The 22,453-nt window shown below is 51.5% G+C and carries 23 protein-coding genes; 11 read left to right on the plus strand and 12 right to left on the minus strand.

Annotation, left to right across the window (positions count from 1 at the left end):
* The 8 genes from PsWM33_RS27630 to sseA all read left to right on the plus strand — a co-directional run.
* Positions 1–260: hypothetical protein (locus tag PsWM33_RS27630; protein WP_206598966.1), on the plus strand; the 260-nt coding region annotated here is incomplete at its 5' end.
* A 492-nt stretch (positions 261–752) separates the two neighbouring features.
* Positions 753–1,442, plus strand: coding sequence for a hypothetical protein (locus PsWM33_RS01475; protein ID WP_063292380.1), 690 nt, complete (start codon positions 753–755; stop codon positions 1,440–1,442).
* 245 nt (positions 1,443–1,687) lie between these two features.
* Positions 1,688–2,725, plus strand: a complete 1,038-nt coding sequence (locus PsWM33_RS01480) for a cysteine synthase A (RefSeq protein WP_063298977.1) — start codon at positions 1,688–1,690, stop codon at positions 2,723–2,725.
* 96 nt (positions 2,726–2,821) lie between these two features.
* Positions 2,822–4,252, plus strand: coding sequence for a cardiolipin synthase (cls, locus tag PsWM33_RS01485; protein WP_063298978.1), 1,431 nt, complete (start codon positions 2,822–2,824; stop codon positions 4,250–4,252).
* A gap of 72 nt (positions 4,253–4,324) precedes the next feature.
* Positions 4,325–5,053 carry an SDR family oxidoreductase gene (locus tag PsWM33_RS01490; protein ID WP_063298979.1) on the plus strand — a complete coding sequence of 243 codons (729 nt, stop codon included), beginning with the start codon at positions 4,325–4,327 and terminating at the stop codon, positions 5,051–5,053.
* Positions 5,054–5,152: 99 nt separating this feature from the next.
* Positions 5,153–5,797, plus strand: a complete 645-nt coding sequence (locus tag PsWM33_RS01495; protein ID WP_063298980.1) for a LysE family translocator — start codon at positions 5,153–5,155, stop codon at positions 5,795–5,797.
* Positions 5,798–5,866: 69 nt separating this feature from the next.
* Positions 5,867–6,592 carry an alanyl-tRNA editing protein gene (locus PsWM33_RS01500; protein WP_063298981.1) on the plus strand — a complete coding sequence of 242 codons (726 nt, stop codon included), beginning with the start codon at positions 5,867–5,869 and terminating at the stop codon, positions 6,590–6,592.
* Positions 6,593–6,595: 3 nt separating this feature from the next.
* The gene (gene sseA / locus PsWM33_RS01505; protein ID WP_063298982.1) at positions 6,596–7,441 is read left to right on the plus strand and encodes a 3-mercaptopyruvate sulfurtransferase; all 846 of its coding nucleotides are present in this window, start codon (positions 6,596–6,598) and stop codon (positions 7,439–7,441) included.
* A gap of 61 nt (positions 7,442–7,502) precedes the next feature.
* Here the strand turns inward: sseA and PsWM33_RS01510 are convergent, their stop codons facing one another.
* A complete protein-coding gene (locus PsWM33_RS01510; RefSeq protein WP_063298983.1) occupies positions 7,503–8,117 on the minus strand; it encodes an NAD(P)H-dependent oxidoreductase in 615 nt (204 codons plus the stop codon).
* Between the two features lie 73 nt (positions 8,118–8,190).
* Here PsWM33_RS01510 and PsWM33_RS01515 point away from each other — a divergent pair, with 73 nt between their 5' ends.
* Positions 8,191–8,778, plus strand: coding sequence for a TetR/AcrR family transcriptional regulator (locus PsWM33_RS01515; protein ID WP_063298984.1), 588 nt, complete (start codon positions 8,191–8,193; stop codon positions 8,776–8,778).
* Between the two features lie 6 nt (positions 8,779–8,784).
* Here PsWM33_RS01515 and PsWM33_RS01520 read toward each other — a convergent pair whose 3' ends face one another.
* Complete coding sequence (locus tag PsWM33_RS01520) at positions 8,785–9,582, minus strand: phosphohydrolase (RefSeq protein WP_244276640.1); 798 nt, start codon at positions 9,580–9,582, stop codon at positions 8,785–8,787.
* Between the two features lie 93 nt (positions 9,583–9,675).
* Here PsWM33_RS01520 and PsWM33_RS01525 point away from each other — a divergent pair, with 93 nt between their 5' ends.
* Positions 9,676–10,293: a TetR/AcrR family transcriptional regulator gene (locus PsWM33_RS01525; RefSeq protein WP_082826830.1), complete on the plus strand. Its 618-nt coding sequence runs from the start codon at positions 9,676–9,678 to the stop codon at positions 10,291–10,293.
* A 100-nt stretch (positions 10,294–10,393) separates the two neighbouring features.
* Here PsWM33_RS01525 and PsWM33_RS01530 read toward each other — a convergent pair whose 3' ends face one another.
* Entirely contained in the window at positions 10,394–11,422 is a 1,029-nt protein-coding gene (locus PsWM33_RS01530; protein ID WP_063298986.1) for a hypothetical protein, read from the minus strand.
* Positions 11,423–11,519: 97 nt separating this feature from the next.
* On the opposite strand from PsWM33_RS01530, the gene PsWM33_RS01535 reads away from it, so the two are divergent.
* Positions 11,520–12,635: a trypsin-like serine peptidase gene (locus tag PsWM33_RS01535; protein WP_082826831.1), complete on the plus strand. Its 1,116-nt coding sequence runs from the start codon at positions 11,520–11,522 to the stop codon at positions 12,633–12,635.
* 30 nt (positions 12,636–12,665) lie between these two features.
* Here PsWM33_RS01535 and PsWM33_RS01540 read toward each other — a convergent pair whose 3' ends face one another.
* The 9 genes from PsWM33_RS01540 to PsWM33_RS01580 form a co-directional block, all read right to left on the minus strand.
* Entirely contained in the window at positions 12,666–13,472 is an 807-nt protein-coding gene (locus tag PsWM33_RS01540; protein ID WP_063298987.1) for a hypothetical protein, read from the minus strand.
* Between the two features lie 134 nt (positions 13,473–13,606).
* Positions 13,607–14,404, minus strand: coding sequence for an amino acid ABC transporter ATP-binding protein (locus PsWM33_RS01545; protein WP_063297469.1), 798 nt, complete (start codon positions 14,402–14,404; stop codon positions 13,607–13,609).
* Positions 14,405–14,443: 39 nt separating this feature from the next.
* Positions 14,444–15,562 (minus strand): amino acid ABC transporter permease, encoded by a 1,119-nt coding sequence (locus tag PsWM33_RS01550; RefSeq protein ID WP_063289167.1) that lies wholly within the window; start codon positions 15,560–15,562, stop codon positions 14,444–14,446.
* A gap of 1 nt (position 15,563) precedes the next feature.
* Positions 15,564–16,766 carry an amino acid ABC transporter permease gene (locus tag PsWM33_RS01555; RefSeq protein ID WP_063298988.1) on the minus strand — a complete coding sequence of 401 codons (1,203 nt, stop codon included), beginning with the start codon at positions 16,764–16,766 and terminating at the stop codon, positions 15,564–15,566.
* 84 nt (positions 16,767–16,850) lie between these two features.
* Positions 16,851–17,873, minus strand: coding sequence for an amino acid ABC transporter substrate-binding protein (locus tag PsWM33_RS01560; RefSeq protein WP_063292369.1), 1,023 nt, complete (start codon positions 17,871–17,873; stop codon positions 16,851–16,853).
* A 579-nt stretch (positions 17,874–18,452) separates the two neighbouring features.
* The gene (locus tag PsWM33_RS01565) at positions 18,453–18,770 is read right to left on the minus strand and encodes a lipid-A-disaccharide synthase N-terminal domain-containing protein (RefSeq protein ID WP_063298989.1); all 318 of its coding nucleotides are present in this window, start codon (positions 18,768–18,770) and stop codon (positions 18,453–18,455) included.
* A complete protein-coding gene (locus PsWM33_RS01570; RefSeq protein ID WP_063297474.1) occupies positions 18,770–19,546 on the minus strand; it encodes a glycosyltransferase family 2 protein in 777 nt (258 codons plus the stop codon). The genes PsWM33_RS01565 and PsWM33_RS01570 overlap by 1 nt, the downstream gene beginning before the upstream one ends.
* Positions 19,547–19,599: 53 nt before the next feature.
* On the minus strand, positions 19,600–20,664 hold the full coding sequence (locus PsWM33_RS01575; RefSeq protein WP_063297475.1) for a phosphatase PAP2 family protein: 1,065 nt from the start codon (positions 20,662–20,664) through the stop codon (positions 19,600–19,602).
* Complete coding sequence (locus tag PsWM33_RS01580) at positions 20,664–22,382, minus strand: ArnT family glycosyltransferase (RefSeq protein ID WP_063299003.1); 1,719 nt, start codon at positions 22,380–22,382, stop codon at positions 20,664–20,666. Before PsWM33_RS01580 ends, PsWM33_RS01575 begins: the two co-directional genes overlap by 1 nt.
* Positions 22,383–22,453 lie beyond the last annotated feature (71 nt).

Genomic DNA, 22,453 nt, shown 5'->3' on the forward strand with positions numbered 1-22,453 from the left:
AACCGCTTGGTCGCTGGTTCGAATCCGGCCCGGGGAGCCATACTTTTCTCTTTATCCTCCCCTTCTTCTTAAACATCTCTTCTCTTCACAAAACACGTGCGCGCGCGTCTATCCAGAAAACAAGAAAAATGATGGGTAGAAAACCATGTTCACGCGAAGCGAAGGTGCAGCACTATCAAGTGCCGCTGGCCGAAGACATAAAGTCCATTTGGGTAGAACTCTCTTCCGCACAAAAGCGGAGGCGTTCCATTTTGCGCTAAAACTCACCCTGATCCTGCATATAGCCACCCACTGACCCAGCTCTGGCTCCTTCAATTTTCAGGCAGTTCATAAGTCTGGAGAGCTGTGCATATCAGCCACGAGCCCAAATGCCGCCCGACAGCCCTTGGCACCCACAAAAAATTGGCCGAAATGAAGCGCTGTTCTTTCAAAAGCTTAGCTCATGCGGAAAAATACTAGATTTTTTTGCCATATGTACAAACTGCGATCTACATCACAGTTCTATCCAAATTCTATAGCAAATCAACACAATGAAAATTTTACATAATAGCATCTAAATAACCTGAAAGTATAAATACGCGAAACATAATTTATATACAATTATTATGGCATAGATACTCTAAGTAAATGCGTATACCTCTAATATATCTAGTGCATATTATCATAATCATTACTAAGTGATGACTAGTGAAGTGCACATAATAAGGCGCCCCCTCCGGGAAAGTTGCTGCGTAAAAGTCAGGGAGCCATAAATGAGTAGTCTGTTGCCATCCTGCGGTCTGCCGCAAACCTTCAAGTTGCATCTCACAAGATCAGGGTTTCTTGCCGCCTGCATCGCTGCGCCACTCGCTTTGGCTGCGCCTTCGCACGCAGAAACGCCACCCGCCTCCGCGCCTGCCACAACATCAGGCCCTCAGCTCATCGAAAAATCCGACAATGGCAACACCTACGCCATGCCAGAGGACTATCTGGCCGTCACCGTTGCTCCGCCCTCCAAAACACCCTACGCCGATCCATTAGAGAGTGATTTGTCCATCTGGGTTGGTGAGGTGGAAATTGAGGGCCGCAAGACCCTGTGGGTAGAGCTCATCGATACCCACGGCGAGGTGATCTACAATTCCGAGGTCCAGCAAAACGAGACGCATCTGCTGCCAGATGGCAGAGCCATTGCCGTCACCGTGATGCAACCTGCCACTCACAACAAAGCACTACAGTCTGCCAGCCTGAAGAAAGACCAGTCCCGCGTGCCAACCGATGAGCGCTTTGTCATCACCCGCAAGGAAGCTTTTGCCCCGGCACTGGATACGCAGGTGAATCTGCTGGAGGTGCAGCCCGTCCCAAAGGAAGTCCACAACTCCTTCATGCTGCGCGCAGGTGAGAACGGTGAGATCCTCTGGAAAGCCACCAAGGATGCCATCACCTGGCTGGAAAGCAGATCCTGACGAAGGCTGGACTGCGCGCAAATCGATACTCTCTCAAATCGCATTTAGCGCACTCATTCGAAAGCCACGCAGCCCGTGAGCAATTTTGTTCTCATGCGCAATTGCAAAGAGAATAATATCCTAGTCTGACGCACCCTTTGGCAGCCCATTTCTTGTTCTCGTGAGGTCAGCGCAGTAGCGTGGTCTCAAAAGGGGTAAACACCCGCATTCTGATTTTTGGTCATACGAATTATTTGAGAGAAACTATGGATACGCGCGCCTCTGCCATCGAAGCCATCGGCAACACTCCACTTATTCGCCTCAAAGGCCCCTCCGAGCGAACCGGCTGTGAGATCCTCGGCAAAGCCGAGTTCATGAACCCGGGTCAGTCCGTCAAGGACCGCGCCGCCCTCTTCATCATCAACGACGCAGTCAAACGCGGCACGCTCAAGCCGGGCGGCATCATTGTGGAAGGCACAGCAGGCAACACCGGTATCGGCCTTGCGCTGGTCGGCAACGCTCTGGGCTATCGCTCCGTGATCGTCATTCCGGAGACCCAGTCTCAGGAAAAGAAAGACATGCTGCGCATCGCAGGCGCTGAGCTGATCGAAGTTCCGGCTGTTCCCTATAAAAACCCGAACAACTACATCAAGGTCTCGCAGCGCGTTGCTGAAGAGCTGAACAGAACCCACCCGCAAGGCGCCATCTGGGCCAACCAGTTCGACAACACCGCTAACCGTCAGGGCCATATTGAAACCACCGCTCAGGAAATCTGGCAGCAGACCGACGGCAAAGTGGACGGCTTCATCTGCGCAGTCGGCACCGGCGGCACGCTTGCCGGCACCGGCATCGGCCTGAAGGAAAAGAACCCGAACATCAAGATCGGCCTTGCAGACCCACACGGCGCAGCGCTTTACAACTACTACGCCCACGGCGAACTGAAGTCCGAAGGCTCCTCCATCTCGGAGGGCATCGGTCAGGGCCGCATCACCGCCAATCTGGAAGATGCACCGATCGACATCCCTTACCGCATCTCTGATGAGGAAGGCCTGCTGATCAACTTCGAGCTTCTGGAACACGAAGGCCTCTGCCTTGGCGGTTCTTCCGGCATCAACGTCGCAGGCGCAATCCGCTTGGCAAAGGAGCTGGGACCGGGCCACACCATCGTGACTATACTGTGCGACTACGGCACCCGTTATCAGAGCAAGATGTTCAACCCGACCTTCCTGCGCGAAAAAGGCCTGCCAGTGCCAGAATGGATGGAACGCAAGTCCGAAATCGCCATTCCATTTGAAGCTGCCTGACCTTAACGGAAAGCATTACACAATACGCCAAGAGGTTTTGACCATTCCTCTTGGCACAGCTATAAGTAGGTCCTCGCATTACAGGAGTTGTAGCGCTTGGAATCCTCATTTAGCCTTCTTCCCCTGATCGCAATTTTCAGTGTACTTTTCTACGCATTGGCAGTCATTTGCGCCATTCGCGAGATCATGTATTCGCGCACCTCGCAAGGCAGCATTGCCTGGCTGCTCTCTCTGTTTTTCATCCCCATGCCAACGGTCCCGCTCTACTTCGTCTTCGCATGGAAGCGGCTGGATGATTACATCGAGGTCCGCGATGATATCTCCCAGATTGAAGCAGACGTCCTCAATCGTCACACCCCCTATGTAGACAGCGCAGCCAACAGCCAGTGGCCGGTGCACACCCGTGTGGCCTCGGTGCCTTTTCTCACCAACAACCAGTGTGACCTGCTCATCGATGGTCCAGCTATGTTTGCCTCCATCATTGAAGGCATCCGCACCGCCGAAAGGCATGTTCTTGTCCAGTTCTTCATCATCCGCGAAGACAGCGCAGGACTGGAACTGGCAGATGCCTTGATAGAACGCGCCAAAGCGGGCCTGCACGTTTGCCTGCTTTACGACGACATCGGCTCCCGCTCTCTTTCCACGCAGTACCTCACGCGCCTGCAGGACGCTGGTGTCCGCGTCAGCGCGTTCAACAGACGTCACCGCCTCATGCGTATGCTCGGCCCCATGCGCCTCAACTACCGCAACCACCGCAAAGTCGTAGTCACAGACAGCAAACACTGCTGGATCGGCGGCCACAACATCGGTGAGGAGTATCTGGGGCTGTCAAAAGAGTTTGGTCACTGGCGCGACACCCATGTCAAAGTCACGGGCCCGGCAGCGCTCGCAGCCACACTCTCCTTCAGCGAAGACTGGCAATTTGCAACAGGCAAGACACTGCAACTGGAGCTGCCCTCCTCATTCTCCCAAACGGGTGGAGAAAGCGTCATGGTCATGCCGACAGGGCCGGCAGACATTCAGGAAGACTGCGCCATCACGTTTGTGGAGAGCATTTCAAGAGCCAAGAAACGCATCTGGATCGTCAGCCCTTACTTTGTGCCGGGCATAGAGGTCCTCACAGCCCTCTATGCAGCCGCTTTGCGCGGCGTGGACGTCCGCATCCTCCTGCCGGAAAAAGCCGACCACTGGCTCGTCTGGCTCGCCAGCTATGCCCATGCAGATAATCTCGCCAGCCATGGCATCAAGGTCTATCGCTATCTGGAAGGCTTCCTGCACGAAAAGGTCATCCTCATAGATGAGGAGCTGGCAGGCATCGGCACAGTCAATTTCGACAACCGCTCCTTCAACATCAACTTCGAAATCACGCTCTGGTTCACGGGCCAGAACATGATCAGGAAGACAGAAGAGATGCTCCAGCAGGATTTCAAAGGCGCCCGTCAGACAGACAGATTGGAACTCAACAACCGCCGCTACGCCTTCCGCGTCCTCGCCCAGGCCGCCCGCCTGTTCTCACCTATTTTGTAGGTCCTTATTTCCTGGCCGCCGATTACCTTTGCAAAAGCGATTGCTCGCCCTGAACATTAGAGTATTGATTGAATGACCCAAGCACAGAAAAAAGTTGTTTTGATTACCGGAGCAGGCCGCGGATTAGGTCATGCAACAGCAGTTGCGTTTATGGCAGCAGGCAATGAAGTCATAGCAACCGCACGTGACACCTCTGAGAAGCAAGATAAAGTGGGCCTCAACTGGAAATCGCTGGACGTGAAAGATGCCGCAGCTTGCAACGAAATCATCGCCGACGCGTTTGCTGAATATGGCCGACTGGATATCTTGATAAACAACGCCTCAGGTTACACCGGCGGCATGCCATTCGATGAGCTATCTGATGATGAGATCATCGCAGAAACAGATATCACACTTAAAGCCCCAATGCTCCTCTCCAAAGCTTTCATGAAACACGGAAAACACCAAGGATTTGGGAAAATCATTTTCATTGGCTCAACGGCAGGCCTCACCAACCGAGGCGCTACCAGTACGTGGGCAGCCTATTCAGCAACCAAAGCAGCAATACTTCGATTTTCTGAAAGCCTGCAAGGCGATCTCTACGCCTACGGGATGCAAAGCCATGTCATCATCCCAGACAATCTTCGGGAAACAGAAGACATGACAGAACTGTTTCAGGAAGCTGCCACATCATACGAAGCGGTATCTGAAGCGCTTTTGTTTCTGGCTCAGCTTAAAGGCAACCTCTCAATTTCTCGCATGGATATACGCCCGGCTATCATTGCGAGCAATGATGCTTCCAATAAGTCCGAAACTCTTTAGAGCACCCTTCGAAATAATGAGGACAATTCAGTAGACTTGCGCGGGGGCAGTAAAATACGTTAGGGCCAATTGAGAATAATAACCCAGAGGGCTTTTCGCATGTATTTTGTGCCTGAACTAAGCGTGATGGCAGGCTTTACCCTTGCTGCCTTCATCCTGTCCATTACACCCGGACCGGACATGACCTTCTTCATGAGCAAAACGCTCACACAGGGCCGAAAAGCCGGACTGGTTGCGATCATCGGCGCAACAAACGGCATCATGATCCATGCGTTTCTGGCAGCCATCGGCATCTCCGCGCTGCTCGCTGCATCTGAGTTTGCCTTCCAAATCCTCAAAACAGTGGGCGCGCTCTATCTGGTCTACCTGGCCTTCCAGATCCTGCACAACGGCTCAGCCCTCTCATTGGAAGAAGGAGAAGCATCCCGCGAAACACCAAGAGCCATCTGGGCTAAGGCTGTCACGATCAACCTGCTCAACCCGAAAGTTGTGCTGTTCTTCGTAACCTTCCTGCCACAGTTTGTGTCCGCGTCTGATCCATACGCAACATCCAAACTGCTGTTCCTTGGCTTCTTCTTCATTCTGCTGAACGTGCCAAGCAGTCTGGTAATGGTGTTTGGGGCTTCTGCTGTCTCCAAGTTCCTGCGCAGCTCACCGCGGGTGATGCGCATCCTCGACTATTCTTTCGCCGGCATCATGGCAGCTTTCGCTGTGAAGCTGCTCAGCGCCCGCTCCACCGCTTAAGATCACCAGTTAAAAGGTGTGCCAATACATTTCATGGCGCACCTGTTCCAATCCATTTGAGATTATTCCATGACCGAACATTTGTACCGAGAAGAGGCTTACCTACGCAGCAGCGAAGCGGTTGTAAGTGAAATCACACCGGAAGGTGGCATCATTCTGGACCGGACCTGCTTCTACCCCAATGGCGGTGGCCAACCGGGCGACTGCGGCTCTCTTGAGCTGGAAGATGGCACCCGCATTCCAATCGCAACAGGTGTCTATTCCAGAGACCGCAGCCAGGTTGTGCATGTACCAACTGAGGGCACCGAGCTTCCAGCAGGACTGACCAGCGGCGCAAAAATCACCGCGCACATTGACTGGGAGACCCGCTACAAGCGCATGCGTGTCCACACAGCGTTGCACTTGCTCTCCGTTGTTCTGCCTTTCCCGGTCACCGGTGGCCAGATCAGCGATGGCACAGGCCGTCTGGACTTTGATATTCTCGAGGCAGCACTGGACAAGGAAGAGCTGTCAGGCAAGCTTCAGGACCTCATTGCTAGTGATCATGCCGTGACGCAGGAATGGATCACAGACGACGAATTAACTGCCAATCCTGGCCTTGTAAAAACCATGAGTGTAAAACCACCTATGGGCAGCGGACGGGTAAGGCTGATAAGAATTGGGGAAGATGTTGATTTGCAGCCATGCGGCGGAACGCACGTGTCTCAAACCGCACAGATTGGCAAAGCTGTAATCACTAAGATTGAGAAAAAAGGCCGTCAGAACAGACGCGTCCGTATCCAGTTGGAGGACTAAAACATGGCTCAGGACCCGATTGTTTCGACAAGCTGGCTCAAGGATCACCTTGATGCTCCTGATGTAGTTATCATTGATGCTTCCTGGTTTCTGCCTGCCATGGAGCGCGACGCCAAAAAGGAATACGAGCAAGAGCATATTCCCGGCGCACTGTTCATGGACATTGACGACGTGTCCGACCAGAATTCTCCACTCCCGCACATGATGCCAGAGCCACACGTGTTCTCATCCAAAATGCGCAAGATGGGCATTGGCGATGGCCAGACCATCGTTGTCTATGATGGCATGGGCATTTTCTCCGCAGCCCGCGTCTGGTGGATGTTCCGCGCCTTTGGTGTAAAGAGCGTCTTCGTGCTGGACGGTGGCTTGCCTGCGTGGAAGGAAGAAGGCTATCCGATCTCTGACGAAGTGCCAGCCCGCATGGAACGCCACTTCACAGCCATGCTGAACAACGACATGTTGCGCAACCTCAATGAGGTGCAGAATGCCTTGGAAACCAGCAGTCACCTTGTGCTTGACGCACGCGCACCAGAGCGCTTCAAAGGACTGGCACCGGAACCACGCGAAGGTGTGCGCGCCGGCCACATGCCAGGTGCTCTGAACCTGCCATTTGGCCTGCTGTTGAACGACGGCAAGCTGCGCTCCAAAGAAGACCTGCAGAACATCTTCGCGCAGGCTGGTGTGGACGCCTCCACTCCGGTGATCACCTCTTGCGGTTCAGGCGTGACAGCAGCTGTCATCACCTTGGCTCTGGAACAAGTTGGCTTCACCAAAAACGCGCTTTACGATGGCTCATGGACCGAATGGGGCTCAAGCTCTAAGACTGAAGTCATCAGCGAACCGGCCTGAGTTAAACCAGAATCATATTCGCAACAAAGCCCTGCAAGTCACTGACTTGCATGGCTTTTCTTTATGCAACGGCTAACACATCCTGTCGCGCAACTGCGTCCTGTTTGCCAAGCTCAGTTATTTCAGCAATCCAGGAAGCACACTCGTCCTCACTCGCCAGATACATTGGCGAGAACATCTTGAAGCTGTGCTCCTCAATCCCGATAAAGTCCAGTATCTGACGCCCCATGACCTTGTCATGAGCACAGTCATAAAGCTCGTCATAGTAATGCGCCGCTGTATCACTGGTGATAATCGCACGTGCGCTACGGCCTTTGAAAAGCTTCACGGGCAGCTCTTCCCCTTCCACCATTTTGAAGGCAACACCCGGCAGCAAGGCGCGGTCCAGCAGCCCCTTCATAGGCCCCGGCATACCACCCCACCACAGCGGATAAATTAGCGTCCAATGACTGCACCATTTCAGGTTCTCCTGAAATGCAGCCACATCCGGTTCCAGCGCCTGATCTCCTTTGAAGTCGCCTGAGAGCAACGCACTCTCAAAGTTCATAGCGCTCAGGTTCATCACACGAACCTCCGCCCCAGATTGACGTGCAGCTTCGGCATATATTTCAGCCAGTGCATGCCCAAGACGATCCTCTCCGAGATGACCGCTAAACACAAAAATTCTGTTTGTCATGCAAGCTCCATTTATTTGACTGCGGTCAATTTATTTTTTTGACCATAGTCATATTATTCAGATTGAGGGAACCATGCTTCAGGTCAAACAAAAACGAGCACAGGAAACCCGCCAGCGCATTTTGGTGGCGGCAACGAGCCTGTTCAATGAAGGCAATTTCAATGCGGTCAGCACAGAGAGCATTGCCGAGCAAGCCAACGTTTCCAAAGGCACACTCTTCGCCCACTTCGGCGACAAGCTGGGACTGTTTGCTGAGATCGGCCTGAAGGAACTGAAAGCCTGCGTGGACAGTCTTCACAAGGCAGCAGAAAGCAGCCCCCTCAATGGGCGGGATGTATTGAATCAATCTCTCATGGGAATTCTGGAATACTTTGAAAAACAACCAGAATTCCTGCGCATCTTCATAGATGTAGCTGGTTGGGAAAAAGGCACCAGAGCAGAATACTTTATCAATGTCGCAATCAGCATTGATGCGCTCTTTCAAGCAAGTGTTGAGAAGGGCCAGCAGGATAAATCTATTCGAGCAATTGATCCAAAACTCGGTGCAGTCTCCGTCCGCGCTTTCATGATCCACGTCGCAATTGGCTGTGTCTGCGGCGAATACAAAGACACGCAACAGCAGCACACCAAAGTTCAAAAGCTGCTCTCACTGGTGCTTTAGGCGGCGCTATACGCCGTAGATATCAAACGCAGTCTTCGGCTCCTTTCCGCCTGTCAGCTTGGTCAGCACATAAGGCCGCGTGCCTTTCAGGTGGTTCGCAGTTTCAAACTCCAACACTTCAATCACACCCTCTCGCGGATGCTTCTGCATGATTTCATCCACGCTGGACTTGGCAAGACGGCGATGCCCTGCCCCAAACAGATCACACATCGCCCCGCGATTGACCAGATACGCCTCGCCCCCATGCACCCGCGCCGACACATAGGCATTCAGATGCAGCGCAATCGCATCCCCAACCATATGCACCGTATCACCGTCATGTCCGCAAGCTGATAAATGATGGCAGGCCACCTCCGCCCCGGAGATAGCAAAGCAGCACTCATGCACATGGATCTCACGATTGTTGATCAGCCCACTGCCATGCAAAATAGCAGCTGAGAACAAGAGCTCCCGATCAAATGGCACACCCGCATACTCCCCCAGCAGCACGCCAAACAGATAAGTCCGCCAGCTGTGATGCAACAATCTCGTATCATGCGTCTCAACAGCAAAATCCAGGCTATCGCGCACCAACGCCGTCTCAGCAGGTAGCAGTGCTTCCAGCTCAGAAGAAACCGGTGCTAACAAGCCCATCCGGTCTTTCACGCCATCCCCCAGCTCAACCAGCTGCGTGCGCACCAGATTACCAACCAGTTTGAGATGCTCCAAAGGCGTCAATCGCCCGTTGCTGTATGCTCCTTCGCCATACCCCCAGTTCAGGTTACCCATCACACGCTCAGAGGCTCTACAATTCTTTGCCGTCACAGAAATAACTCACTCTTCCAAAAACATGAATAATTAAGTACCGTATCGCATCAATATTCTGAGCTCAATATTTTCATGCGAAGCGGTACATAAATGAGTCCATCACGCCCACGCGGACGCCCGCGCCTTTTTGACAAAGACGAAGCGCTGAACACAATTCAGCGGATTTTCTGGGAAAACGGTTACTCAGCAACCAGCCTGGACCAGATCTCCGCAGAGACCAGAATCAACCGCCCAAGCCTTTACGCCACGTTCGGCTCCAAGAAGGACATGTACATCAAGTGCCTGGAGCACTTCGCCGAAATGATGGGCAAACGCACAGAAGCGGCCATCCTGTCCGAGACAGAGATCTCACGCGGACTGGAGAAGGTCTTTATGCAGGCCATGGAGATCTACCGGCCCAAAGCATCAAAGAGTGATGGCGGACCGATGGGCTGCTTCGTCACCTGTACGGCCCCATCTGAAGCAGGCGCAGATGAAGAGATCAAAGAAGTCCTGAAAATGGTCCTCGACCGGATCGACCAGACCATGCGCGAAACAGTTGAAACCGCGATCAGAGACCGGAAAATCCAGCCAAAACAAACCGCTGAAATCACCGGCAACCTTCTGGGCTGCCTGCTGAACGGCCTGTCCCTGCGCGCCCGCTCCGGCACTTCACGAGAAGAACTGGAACTCACAGCAAAGGCAGGCATCGAGCAAATTCTTGCATGATATCTGCATGCAATGAAAGCAATTCACGCCGCCCCATCAGCAAATGGAAAGTGCACCGGTACTCAAGACCGGTGCACTAACAATCACTCACCTCAATAAATCAGGTCATGGCACCTTGCGCCACAAGGGCCTGATCAATAGCAGCCTTAAACCGGCTCGCCACCTTTGCAAATCCATCAGACGTGCCGTGAATCTCATCCACCCAGTCCGTCAGATTTGGCATAGCCCCTCGGCAATCAACCACGATGACATTAGCATCGCTCGCCGCCAGACCATCAAGCATGTTATAAAGCTCGTCTAACATAGCGCTGATAATCTTACGCCCAAGCACGCTCGGAATATTGCGATCTGACAGTGGTTCACCCAGCCACTCATCCTGAGCCGCATGCAGCGGATCACGCGTATCTCCCTCCCATCTGAATGGGAACACGTAATCATATCCATGCACGAAGACAGGCATCTCTTGCAGTTCCGCAACACCGCGAATGTCGCTGATCACCCGCTCATAAGCTCCTTTGAGGAAAGCAAGTTTCTCATCAAACACCACACGGTCAATGTGCCCCTCCACATCAGTTATATCACCGTTGAAGTCCTTCAGGACATCAAAGAGCACAGCAACACCGGTATCCGGGTCCTCGCCAATGACATCATTCCCGGCAGCAGAAAACAGGAACCCGGACACCTGATCTTTGTAGTCTCGCAGCGCTGAAAGATACTCGCGGCGACGCGCCCGGTTCGCGCCATACACCATGTTTTGCGCCGTATCCCCGGCAGCGTCTAGCGAGTAAATGTTGAAGTGTGCGCTGAGATGATCAATGACGTCATCAATCAGGATCGGAAACTGAAACCAGCTGTCTCCCTCTGAAATCAGCATAGGTCGTTCAGGATGATCCCTGAGCGCATCCTTGAACCGCCAGTATCGGCGGATGCGAGACGCCCAATTACCGATCTGAAGAGCATTCTCAAACTCCTGATCAGCCTCAGTCATCTGCACCATGTCAGGTTTTATTCGAAACTGTATATCAAATGCACCTGAATGCTCAACCACGTCACAGTATTTTAGAAGTTGTTCCTCCGGAACACTTGGATCCCGAGCAATTTTCAAAAACTCATCATATGTAATTTTCATAGTATTCCCCCTCCTAGATTTACAGATAAACTTTACACAAGAGGTGATCTTATGGTTAAGCTTGCCATATGCAGATAACAATTTAAAGGTACTTTTCATGACCCTTAAATTACATAACTTAAACAATGTATTACTTGAAAAAGCGACTCATAGATTGCAAAGCCGTCTGGGGGATTTAAACAAGACGCGCAGTGCAATTCTTGCAGGCACACAAGCGGAGACAGATAGCCGGGAACGCTTGAATCTCTATCAGAAGCGGCAGGCCACGCTCGCCTTGTCAGAAGGCTGTGCCATCTCTGCACAGCCCTCAATCTTTGAGGATGACGTGCAGGATCTCTCAAGACTGGGCAAGGAAGCTTTGATCGGCGCGCGCAACGACCTCCTCCCAATCGAGTTCTTTGAATACGGCCTATATGCCGCGCGCTCAGTTGGCAGAATTGAGCATGTTGAAGGACTTAGGTTCGGCACCGGCTTTCTCGTCGGGCACGGTCTCATCATGACGAACCATCATGTTTTGCCCAATGAGCACGAAGCACGCCAGCACTTCTTTGAGCTGGGAGCAGAAGCAAACCGCATTGGCAAGCAGACGCCTTCAAAAATCTGCTCCATTGAACCAGACCGTTTTTTCTGGGCCAACGAAGAACTGGACATCGCCATCGCGGCCGTCGTGGACGAAGATCCAAACTTCATTCCACTGGACCATTATGGCTGGCACGCCCTCATCCGCCAGCAAGGCAAAATCAAGAAGGGAGATCCGATTAATATCATTCAGCATCCCCTTGGACGCAACAAAGCCGTGGTCGTCCATAACAACCACCTTCTGCATATTGAAAATGGAACTGATGCACACATGTTTTGCTGGTACTCCGGCGATACGCAAAAGGGAAGCTCAGGCTCCCCCGTCTTTAACAGCCGTTGGGAGGTTGTCGCCGTACACCACATGGCAATCCCGCGAACCAACACAGAAGGTGACATTCTGGGCAAGAACGGCCAGCCCATCAGCCGGGCAACCGCACGCAGACACCCGGACCAGATCGCCTACGCCGCAAACGAGGGCATCCGCACCTCTCGTATCGTAGATGCACTGGAAACCGCTCAGTTCACCAAAGCCCACCACGCCGACATCCGCGACTTCCTCTTAAAATCATGGAGCAGCCCCGGCGCCCAACGCAGAGGCCTGCGCGCCGCCGTAAGAAGCGCACAGGCCTTGTAACTCTGCAATATCATCTTGCAGCACACCACGTTAAGCTCCCAACCGTATCCAGATGCCTGGAAACTCGTAGGAGTTCGGACCGATCTGTGTCGCTGGCTTTGCGGAAGGGCTGGTCTGCGGTTTGAAGTTACCGGTGGTCGCAATTTCAAGAACATCACCTGTCGCCGGATCATAAATCATGGCCTTATCCGTATCCGTCAGATGACGCGTACCAGCAACCCAATGCATCGTATTGGTGCCCGCATACTGCACCAGAATAAGGTTTACTTGATTGGTCTGGAACGGAATATTGGTCACGGTGGACAGGCTCACAGTCTTGCCGAGCTTGTTCTGAATCAAGTCTTCCTCACGATTGAAGAGATAACCACCAGCCGCATTCAGAACTTTGAAGTTATTGAACAAGCCTTTGCCGAATGCAGTGTAATAAATAATATTCTTTGCCAGACCCGGGGCAAGAGTTTTCGCAACAGCAACCATACCCGAAGGGCTGTTCTCCAAATCAACCGTCCCATCATCATTTTCTTTATAAAGTGCAGTTGGATTTGGTGAGGCTGTAAGATCAAGTTCCAGATTTCCTGAAACTTTATAAGTCTGTGTCGTCACCACCTCAGCAATCTGCAAGCGATGATAAATCAAGTGACTCAGCCGCCATAAATTGATGCGCCCAGGATCGGTTGTGACATCATAGCCTTTGGTAAGATCAGCCGCATTGAGCGTATTTACGTCCGTCGCCTTAGGCATAAAGCCAAGTTGCGCAAGAGCCGCATTCACACAGTAAGCACCACAGGATTTCGGGGAGTGCTGGACGATACCAGCATAAAGATCAAAGTCTGCCATTTTGTTTTCCTTGTTGAGAGCAATGCTCTGCAAGGAAAGACGTGGCGAGGGGCAAACTGTGAAAACGGCAGACAGTAGACAAGAAAAAAGCCCCGCTGAAACAGCGAGGCTTTGAATTGAGAACTCTATCCAGATCAGTGATTGAGGATCTGGGAGAGGAACAGCTGAGTACGTTCATGCTGCGGATTGGTGAAGAATGGCTCTGGCTCATTCTGCTCAACAATCTGCCCCTGATCCATAAAGATCACGCGGTTTGCCACTTTACGGGCAAAGCCCATTTCGTGGGTCACACAAAGCATGGTCATACCCTCTTCCGCCAGACCGATCATCACGTCCAGAACTTCCTTGATCATCTCAGGGTCAAGTGCGGATGTCGGCTCATCAAACAGCATAACCTTCGGGTTCATGCACAGCGAACGGGCAATTGCCACACGCTGCTGCTGACCACCGGAAAGCTGACCTGGGTACTTGTTGGCCTGCTCAGGGATCTTCACGCGCTCAAGGTAATGCATCGCAACTTCTTCAGCCTGCTTCTTAGGCATCTTGCGAACCCAGATTGGAGCCAGCGTACAGTTCTCCAAAATGGTCAGATGCGGAAAAAGGTTGAAGTGCTGGAAGCACATACCGACTTCACGGCGGATCTCATCAATCTTCTTGAGATCAGAAGTCAGCTCAATACCGTCGACAACGATACGGCCCTTCTGATGCTCTTCAAGACGGTTGATACAGCGGATCATAGTGGACTTTCCAGAACCCGATGGACCACAGATCACGATACGCTCGCCGCGCATAACCTTCAGGTTAATGTCGCGCAGAACATGAAAGTCACCATACCATTTATTCATGCCGTTGATTTCGATAGCCACATCGGTATCCGAAATCTGCATTTTTGAGCGGTCCGCCTGAACATCAGCGAGATTTGCGTCACTCATTTTTATTTCTCCGAGTTTCTCTTGGCTTGCGCCAGGCGACTAGCGATGGCCGGTATGCAGTTTGCGTTCCAAATACATCGAATATCGGGACATTGCAAAGCAGAAGATAAAGAACATGAACGCGATAAACGCATAAAGTTCCACAAAAATACCATTCCAACGTTGGTCAGCGAGCGTTGGCGCAACCAATCCGAGAGGATCCATAAGGCCAATAATCAAAACCAGTGTGGTGTCTTTGAACAAGCCAATGAAGGTGTTCACGATACCTGGGATGGAAATTTTGAGCGCTTGCGGCAGAATAATCAGACGCATGCTCTGCCAATAACTCAGCCCCAATGCATCCGCTGCTTCATACTGCCCTTTTGGCAATGCAGCCAAACCACCGCGAATGACCTCTGCCATATAAGCACTGGCAAAGAAGGTCACCATGATGACAACACGCAGCACGATGTCGAAGTTCACGCCCTTTGGCAGGAAGTAGTTGAGCAGAACGTGCGCAACAAACAGCAAGGTGATCAACGGCACACCGCGAATGAACTCGATGAAGATAATCGCCAGAGACTTCACAATAGGCAGATTGGAACTGCGAGACAGCGCAAGAACGATACCGATCGGAAGCGAGAACGAAATACCGGAGACACCGATAATCATGGTCAGCAGCAAACCGCCCAGCTTGGTGGAGGAAACCGGCTCAAGACCAAAACCACCCCAAATCAGCCAGAACGCCACAAATGGGTATGCCATAGAAGCCATCAACGCTGTACTACGCTTTGGCATACCATCCCAAAGGGCGGGTACAAGAGCTAGGAACAGCAGCACGAAAGCCAAAATCGGACGCCAGTACAGCTCAGTTGGGTAAAAACCAAACAGGAACTGATGATAACGCTCACGAATAACGGCCCAACAAGCACCATTTTCTGTCAGTGCCCGGCATTCATCCAGAGAGTTCGCATTCCAGACTGAATCCACAAACGCCCAATTGACCACACCCGGCACGGTTGAATACACCACAAAAATTGAGAGCAGCGTCAAAATAGTGTTGAGCGGCGACGAGAACAGGTTTTCACGGATCCAGCCGACAGCACCAGTTGTACCCTGGGGAGGTGGCAGCTGAGGCTTTTCAGAGGTCGAGACAAAGGCGAAATTATTTTCACTCATGTTAGCGCCCCTTCAGCTTTACGGATTCATTGTAAAAATTCATGACTGCTGAAATAGATAGTGAAATCAGCAGATATGTTGCCATCAGAAGCAACATGCACTCCATCTCACGGCCTGTCTGGTTCAGTGTAATACCGCCCAGTGTGCCGGCCAGATCCGAATACCCTACTGCAATCGCCAGAGATGAATTTTTGGTGATGTTCAGGTAATTGGAGATCATTGGCGGAATAATGATGCGCAAAGACTGCGGCAGAACCACAAGGTTCATGGTCCGTTTTGGACGAAGGCCAAGAGCATAAGCAGCTTCTGTCTGTCCCTTACTGATCGCCATGATACCAGCACGAACAATCTCCGCAACAAACGCAGCAGAGTAGATGGAAAGCGCAAACCACAGAGCAACTAGCGGAGCACCAACTTTGACACCACCGTTCAGGTTAAAGCGTCCGGCAACAGGGTAATCAAGGCCAATCGGCATACCAGAAGCGAAGTAAGCCAAAACGGCTGGTACAATCAAAATACCAAGCGTGATGTAGCCTACAGGCAGGATCTGACCAGTCGCTTCCTGACGCTGACGCGCCCAACGACGGAATACAAAAATGCCACCGATGGAAGCGAGCAAAACTGCAACAACAATCTGGTAGCCACCATCGAAGGTCAGTCCAGGAACATAGAAACCACGGTTTGTTGCATAAACCGCCCCTTCAATAACTGGTGCTTTAACAGCCTGCTTGGGAGTTGGAAACACATGAATGAAGACAGCGTACCATGCCAGAATCTGCAGCAGCAGCGGTACGTTACGAACACCTTCAATGTATACCGCCATCAAGCGGGAGACGACCCAGTTATTGGAGAGACGCAGAACACCGACGAAAACGCCAATGATTGTCGCAGTCAAACACGCTAGAAAGGAAACTAGCAGCGTGTTGAGCACACCCACAAGGGCTGCTTTCCAGTGCGCCGAAGCAGCACTATATTCCACTAGAGCTGGGATAATAGGATATCCCGATGGCTCAGATAGGAATCCAAAATTGAAATCTTTGCCAAGTGCTTCGAGGTTCTCGACAGCATTGCTGATGAGCATCATCACAACTGACAGGGTAACAACAAGCGCGATAATCTGGATCGAATAAGATCTGTATCGGGCATCTCGCCACAGTTGCGACAACTGGAAGCTATTATCGGCTGGTACGGTTGAAGCGCTCATAAGTAGCCCGCCTTATTTATTATGCTTAGAAAAAAGGGCGCTGTTATCCTGCAACAGCGCCCCTTTTGTCAGATCAAGGTCAGATCAACGGAACGGAGGTGCGTACTGCAGACCACCTTCGGTCCATGTCGCATTCAAACCACGAGCCAGATTAACTTTGGTCTGTGTGCCCAGGTGACGCTCGAACATTTCGCCGTAGTTACCAACGGATTTGATAGCTACGAGAGCGAAGTCGTTACCCAGACCAAGGGATGCACCCATTTCACCGGAAGCACCAAGCAGACGCTTAACTTCTGGATCTTTGGTGTTAGCGGCCATGTCGTCTGCATTTGCAGCGGTGATGCCTTTTTCTTCCGCAATCTTCATTGCATTCAGAACCCAACGGCCAATGTCTGCCCACTGATCGTCGCCATGACGGACGAGCGGACCCAGAGGCTCTTTGGAGATGATTTCAGGAAGAACGATATGATCGTCTGCGTTCTCGAATGTTGCACGGGAAGCAGCCAGACCGGAAGCATCGGTCGTGTACACGTCACAAGCGTCTGCAAGGTAGTTTGCACGACCTTCAGTGTTTGTCTCAATGGACAGCGGCTCGTAAGACATGCCTTCAGCTGAGAAGTAGTCAGACAGGTTCAGCTCTGTTGTTGTACCAGTCTGGATACAAACAGTTGCACCGTCCAGCTCTTTAGCAGAAGCAACACCAAGAGACTTCTTCACCATGAAGCCCTGACCATCGTAGTAGCTCACACCAAGGAAGGTGAACTTCAGGTCTGCATCACGGGAGAACGTCCAGGTGGTGTTACGGGACAGGATGTCCACTTCACCGGAAGCCAGCGCAGTAAAGCGGGTCTTACCAGTGGTTGGTGAGAAATCAACTGCATCCGGATCACCAAGAACAGCAGCAGCTACTGCACGGCAATAGTCAACGTCAAAGCCCTGCCATTTGCCGTTTTCGTCGGTGTAAGAAAAGCCTGCAAGACCAGTGGAAACCGCGCAGCGCAGCTTACCGCGCTCTTTCACGTCTTCGAGAGTGCCGGCAGAAGCTGCAGACAGAGCAGTCGCTGCGAACGCTGCACCCAGCGCAACTGGAAGGATCATTTTTTTCATAGAATTGGAGCCTCTTTTTCTTGTCCAATTTTAAAATTCATCACCGGAAGTAGCAGGCCGTTCTCCTCCTCTAAGAAAAACACCCAAGACAGACATGTCAGCGCATGTCCTTAAAGCCCCCCTATTGGCTTCAACCACTCCTCGCTAAGCATTCGATGATATTTCTCTAAAAACGTCAAGAGGTTTTTATTAATAAGTTAGTCTACGAGGTGCTATTCATCAACGATTGCAAAGTTTCTATGCAATTTATATCTCAGCTGCACGCGCTTTAACCATTAATCAAAATTGCAAAATATAGTTATGTATACACCAGCAAACAAATTAATCCAAACAATACTGAAATAGAGAGGAAATATTACTTAGACTACAAGCGCAATGAAAAAACTAACCTTAAAAACTGACCGCATAATCTGAGCAATTTTCTTCAAAAATACGTATTTCACACTAACCTTTACAATCCCACTGCACAAATAATACGCAATTTTACGAAAATCCCACAAGGAAGTCTATCTTCCCTATGGGCAAATAGCGTTCAGCTATACTCGTGTATTCAGTTTGCATTTATTGCGGATAAATCGCCTAGAAATTCGGGTCCTTGCGTTTTTCCTTGTAGATAAGCCATAGATTTCGGAAATAAATGATCAATCCGAGGCCCTGTCCCGCAATAAAAACCGGATCCTTCTTGACGATAGCGTAAGTCAAAAGGAGCGATCCACCCCCTATTGAGAAGAACCAGAAAGCTACTGGAACAATGGACCGCCCCACCCGCTCAGAGGCAATCCATTGGATCATAAAGCGCATCATGAACATGAATTGCGCGACAAATCCCCAAAGAACCCAGAAATCCAATTGAGCGACGAAAACATCATAAAGCCAGTCATACAAACCCGAGAACATCAATGGTCCTCCTTAGCAGGAGACACATCCGAATCTGTCACCATCACCACCTCGGGAATGACTTTTCGACGTCGACGCAACCACCACACACCAAACAGATCAAGAACCCCAATAAGCGCCCGGTCAAAGATCCCATATTTGGAGACACCGTGCTCGCGCTCACGGTCGACCACATCCACATGAACCACCTCGAATCCTTCACGGATAACAAGGGCCGGCAAAAACCGGTGCCAGCTGTCAAAATACGGCAGTTTCAAGAACACATCACGCCGCAACAACTTGAGACCACATCCGCTATCTCGCGTATTGTCTTGCAGGATTGCACCACGCAGCTTATTAGCCGCTTTGGAAGCGTAACGTTTGAAGAGGCTGGCTTTTCGCCCCAGTCGCTGCCCGGCTGCAAGACCAACACGCGCGCCCCCCTTCTCCATCGCCTCAAGCATTTCACGATAATAGATCGGATTATTCTGCCCATCGCCGTCAATCGTGGCGATATATGTGCCCCGCGCGTGCAATAATCCTGTACGCACAGAACAACTCTGCCCACCAGACCGTTTATGATGGATCAGCCGCAAAAAGCCGTGCTCCAACGCATAGCACCGCAACACCTCAAGACTATCGTCAGTAGAGCCATCATCAACCACAATGGCTTCAAATCTGTAGTCCTTCAGAGCTTCCGCAATCTCATCCAGCAAGGGAGGAAGATTATCTCTCTCATTCTTCGCAGGGATAACGACGCTAACGTCAATCTCATTCACACCGGCACTCTTGGTCATTCCAGTTACCCCTACCCTGAGACGGAACTCCGCTCAGGCTAAGGACAATGACCTCAATCAGCCCGGAGTGTCTCCGATTGTTTTTGTACGGGAGAAAAACTGTCAGATCGCGCTGCCCGCCAGGACCTCAAACATAAAGCCGCAGAGATACTGCTCATGACCGGTTGCACACCGCCTTTATCATCAAATGAAAACCCGATCCGCCGACGAGCCATCCAGCGGGCACAGCAATAAGAAAATGCCCCACCTATGATAATGCCAGCGACAACATCACTAGGATAATGAGCTCCTACAATCACTCTACTGGCAGCAATCCAAAGCCCAACAACAGCAAGCAGCCACCGAAGTCTGGGGGCAATCAATGCTAAAGCAACGATCAGAGCACCAGCTGTTGTCGAATGCCCGCTTGGAAGGCTTGAAAGCTTTGCCTCCCACGCGAAAAAGTCGAAATACATTGGCCCCATTTCATCAAAAAGGGTTGGTCGGGCACGCCCGATATTCCATTTCAGAACAATGGCCAGCAGCCCGCTGACAGCGACAACAAAGAACAGATAACTCCCGTATATCGTCAGATACGACACTGCCATCTTTCTACGAAACGGGAGGCGCTGCCAGCCGCCAAAAATCATTGCTAGAATCCATAGTCCAGTCGGGAACAGGATCCAGTCGGACTTGCCGACATCTGTAATGACCTCGAAAATATCATGATAGGCAACAGGCAGTTTCCGGGCCCAAATCGGGCTACTATGGTCCAGAAAGACCATTGCCAGACCGCATAGCCCAATCAATAAGGCCGCAATATTTTGTGGCTTCAAAAGTGGAGGGAGAGCAGCGGCTGCAACAGAGCTCCGCGCTCTTCGGTTTTTCAAAATTGCTGAGGTTTGTCCAAAATGCTGTCTCGCATTATTGCCAGCAACTCGTAAGGCCTCAATCAGACGCTCTCCAATTGAAGGAGTGGAACTCTCTTCCCGCGGAGCATCTTCCTTATAGCTTTTCTCATAAGGCGTTGCACGACTTACTTCCTGTTTGAGAGGCTGAGCCTCGCAGGATTTATCTCTTGTTTGATCCACGTCCTGAGCTGGACGTTCTAAGGTATCTATGGAGCCGTCATTAATCATCACGTCGCCCCGCTCGCAGAAAAAATATGTAACAGCAATGCTTTACCGCCATTGATATTCAGGCCAGATACAGTTGATACTTCCGAAGTCTTCATCCCCAACCGAAGAGCTTCCGCATCAAACCGATCCAGCTGCCGTCCTTCCACCAGCACGACTCTGCAGGTCCCCTTAGGCACTCCGGCTTTCTGGCTTCCGTCCGCCAAAAAACGCGCTGCAGCTTCTGCGCCAAGTAATTTTGTTTGCGTGCCCTGCAAAAATACAAAGCTGGGCTCATAAAAACCTGCTGTTGCAACGTCTTTCCGCTCACATCCCGGGAGCTGCTCAACAGCTTCGGCGAGACGGCTGGAAATCCAGATGGTCGACAGGGCTGGACCAGAAAAAGCCCAGAAGCCGACAAACATCAGCAAAGCCGAAGCCCCCACCGTCGGCAATGCTCCAACAAGCTCACCGCCAATCAGTTTACGAGCGGCTGATAACGCTGCAATGACAGCCAACCCACACAGCACAACACCGGGGGGAGACGGCCACAGATCAAGCAGCAAAGGCCCAACAACAACAGCAATCAAAATGCCCAGCGGCACCAACAGGAATAAAAACGCCGAGGCATATCGCCAATAAACGCTGGCCTGCTTTGCTCTGCCAGTCGTCAACACACCTGCTGCCAACAGCGCCAGTACTGGCATCATCGGCAGTGTGTAGTGAGGCAGCTTCGTTGAAACCAATTCAAATATGACCCACGACGGGATCAGCCAACACAACAAGAATCTATAACAATATTTATTCAATTCTTGCCCAATTCCCTTAATAGCCACAAGGAGAAAAGAGGGGATTGGCCAGAAAATAACGAAACTGATTAACAGGTGCGTGAGTGGTGGAGCGCCGTGAGCCTCTCGCCCGGTTCCCACTTTCCCCCAAAGGTCACCGCCCAGCGCATCCTGGAAGAAAGCACCCTTCGTTTCGATGTAAATGGCAATAAGCCATGGGAAGACCAATGCAAGAAACAGCAGAAAACCGGCGATTGGAGCGAGTCCTTTCAACCACGAGATCCGTCTTTCCCAAAGAACCAATGACAGGATGGATAGGCCGCATACCATAAGAATGATCGGCCCCTTGATAAGGGTGCCCAGCGCCAACCCAACCCAAAAGAGCACGGCAGGATTCCACAACGTTTTGCTTTGTTGCGCCATCCACACTCGAGCCAGCGCCCCTTGAGACAACATCACACATGCCAGAAGCGCTGCATCCGTTTTAGCCAAATGTGCTTCAACATTTAAAATGAGAGCTAATGCAACAAGCAGTGCACCTAAAAAGGCTTCCTGCTCCCGGAAGAATGCTCGCCCAGCCCAATACGTCAACAACACAGCTGCAATTGCGCCAATGACAGAAGGGAGGCGATAAACCCAGATCGGCGCTCGCTCTCCATATCCCAATAGCTTGGCAACACCTACTTGCGCCCAGTAAATTCCGATCGGCTTTTTATTCCGTGCCAGCTCTTGATAGTGGATGGAAACATAGTTGCCTGTCTCCATCATTTGTTTGGAGGCCTGAGCAAATCTCGGTTCATCACGATCAAGCGGAGGAACAGTCATCAACCCGGGCAGGTACAAGCACAAACATAATAGCAGAAGAATAATCGGAGCCAACCAGTCGCGCCCTGCCATACGAAGCCAGAGAGCCTGTTGCTCAGGCCTCTCAACCTCGTCGCCACTCACAGACATTACAAGATTCATTTGCGCAGACATAACCGCCCTAAGGCCCTCCAAACTCCCGAAAAAACACAGACTAAGAG

Origin of the sequence: Pseudovibrio sp. WM33 (genome assembly GCF_001623165.1) — a bacterium.
GTDB lineage: Bacteria > Pseudomonadota > Alphaproteobacteria > Rhizobiales > Stappiaceae > Pseudovibrio.

Bases quoted from the DNA above. Each gene is read 5' to 3' on its own strand.
- PsWM33_RS01540 (WP_063298987.1), bottom strand. From the start codon at position 13,472: ATGGCAGACTTTGATCTTTATGCTGGTATCGTCCAGCACTCCCCGAAA.
- PsWM33_RS01525 (WP_082826830.1), top strand. From the start codon at position 9,676: ATGAGTCCATCACGCCCACGCGGACGCCCGCGCCTTTTTGACAAAGAC.
- PsWM33_RS01490 (WP_063298979.1), top strand. From the start codon at position 4,325: ATGACCCAAGCACAGAAAAAAGTTGTTTTGATTACCGGAGCAGGCCGC.
- PsWM33_RS01560 (WP_063292369.1), bottom strand. From the start codon at position 17,873: ATGAAAAAAATGATCCTTCCAGTTGCGCTGGGTGCAGCGTTCGCAGCG.
- PsWM33_RS01575 (WP_063297475.1), bottom strand. From the start codon at position 20,664: ATGATTAATGACGGCTCCATAGATACCTTAGAACGTCCAGCTCAGGAC.
- PsWM33_RS01515 (WP_063298984.1), top strand. From the start codon at position 8,191: ATGCTTCAGGTCAAACAAAAACGAGCACAGGAAACCCGCCAGCGCATT.
- PsWM33_RS01480 (WP_063298977.1), top strand. From the start codon at position 1,688: ATGGATACGCGCGCCTCTGCCATCGAAGCCATCGGCAACACTCCACTT.
- PsWM33_RS01510 (WP_063298983.1), bottom strand. From the start codon at position 8,117: ATGACAAACAGAATTTTTGTGTTTAGCGGTCATCTCGGAGAGGATCGT.
- PsWM33_RS01545 (WP_063297469.1), bottom strand. From the start codon at position 14,404: ATGAGTGACGCAAATCTCGCTGATGTTCAGGCGGACCGCTCAAAAATG.
- PsWM33_RS01530 (WP_063298986.1), bottom strand. From the start codon at position 11,422: ATGAAAATTACATATGATGAGTTTTTGAAAATTGCTCGGGATCCAAGT.
- PsWM33_RS01565 (WP_063298989.1), bottom strand. From the start codon at position 18,770: ATGTTCTCGGGTTTGTATGACTGGCTTTATGATGTTTTCGTCGCTCAA.
- PsWM33_RS01555 (WP_063298988.1), bottom strand. From the start codon at position 16,766: ATGAGCGCTTCAACCGTACCAGCCGATAATAGCTTCCAGTTGTCGCAA.
- PsWM33_RS01500 (WP_063298981.1), top strand. From the start codon at position 5,867: ATGACCGAACATTTGTACCGAGAAGAGGCTTACCTACGCAGCAGCGAA.
- sseA (WP_063298982.1), top strand. From the start codon at position 6,596: ATGGCTCAGGACCCGATTGTTTCGACAAGCTGGCTCAAGGATCACCTT.
- PsWM33_RS01535 (WP_082826831.1), top strand. From the start codon at position 11,520: ATGACCCTTAAATTACATAACTTAAACAATGTATTACTTGAAAAAGCG.
- PsWM33_RS01475 (WP_063292380.1), top strand. From the start codon at position 753: ATGAGTAGTCTGTTGCCATCCTGCGGTCTGCCGCAAACCTTCAAGTTG.
- PsWM33_RS01550 (WP_063289167.1), bottom strand. From the start codon at position 15,562: ATGAGTGAAAATAATTTCGCCTTTGTCTCGACCTCTGAAAAGCCTCAG.
- PsWM33_RS01495 (WP_063298980.1), top strand. From the start codon at position 5,153: ATGTATTTTGTGCCTGAACTAAGCGTGATGGCAGGCTTTACCCTTGCT.
- PsWM33_RS01580 (WP_063299003.1), bottom strand. From the start codon at position 22,382: ATGTCTGTGAGTGGCGACGAGGTTGAGAGGCCTGAGCAACAGGCTCTC.
- PsWM33_RS01570 (WP_063297474.1), bottom strand. From the start codon at position 19,546: ATGACCAAGAGTGCCGGTGTGAATGAGATTGACGTTAGCGTCGTTATC.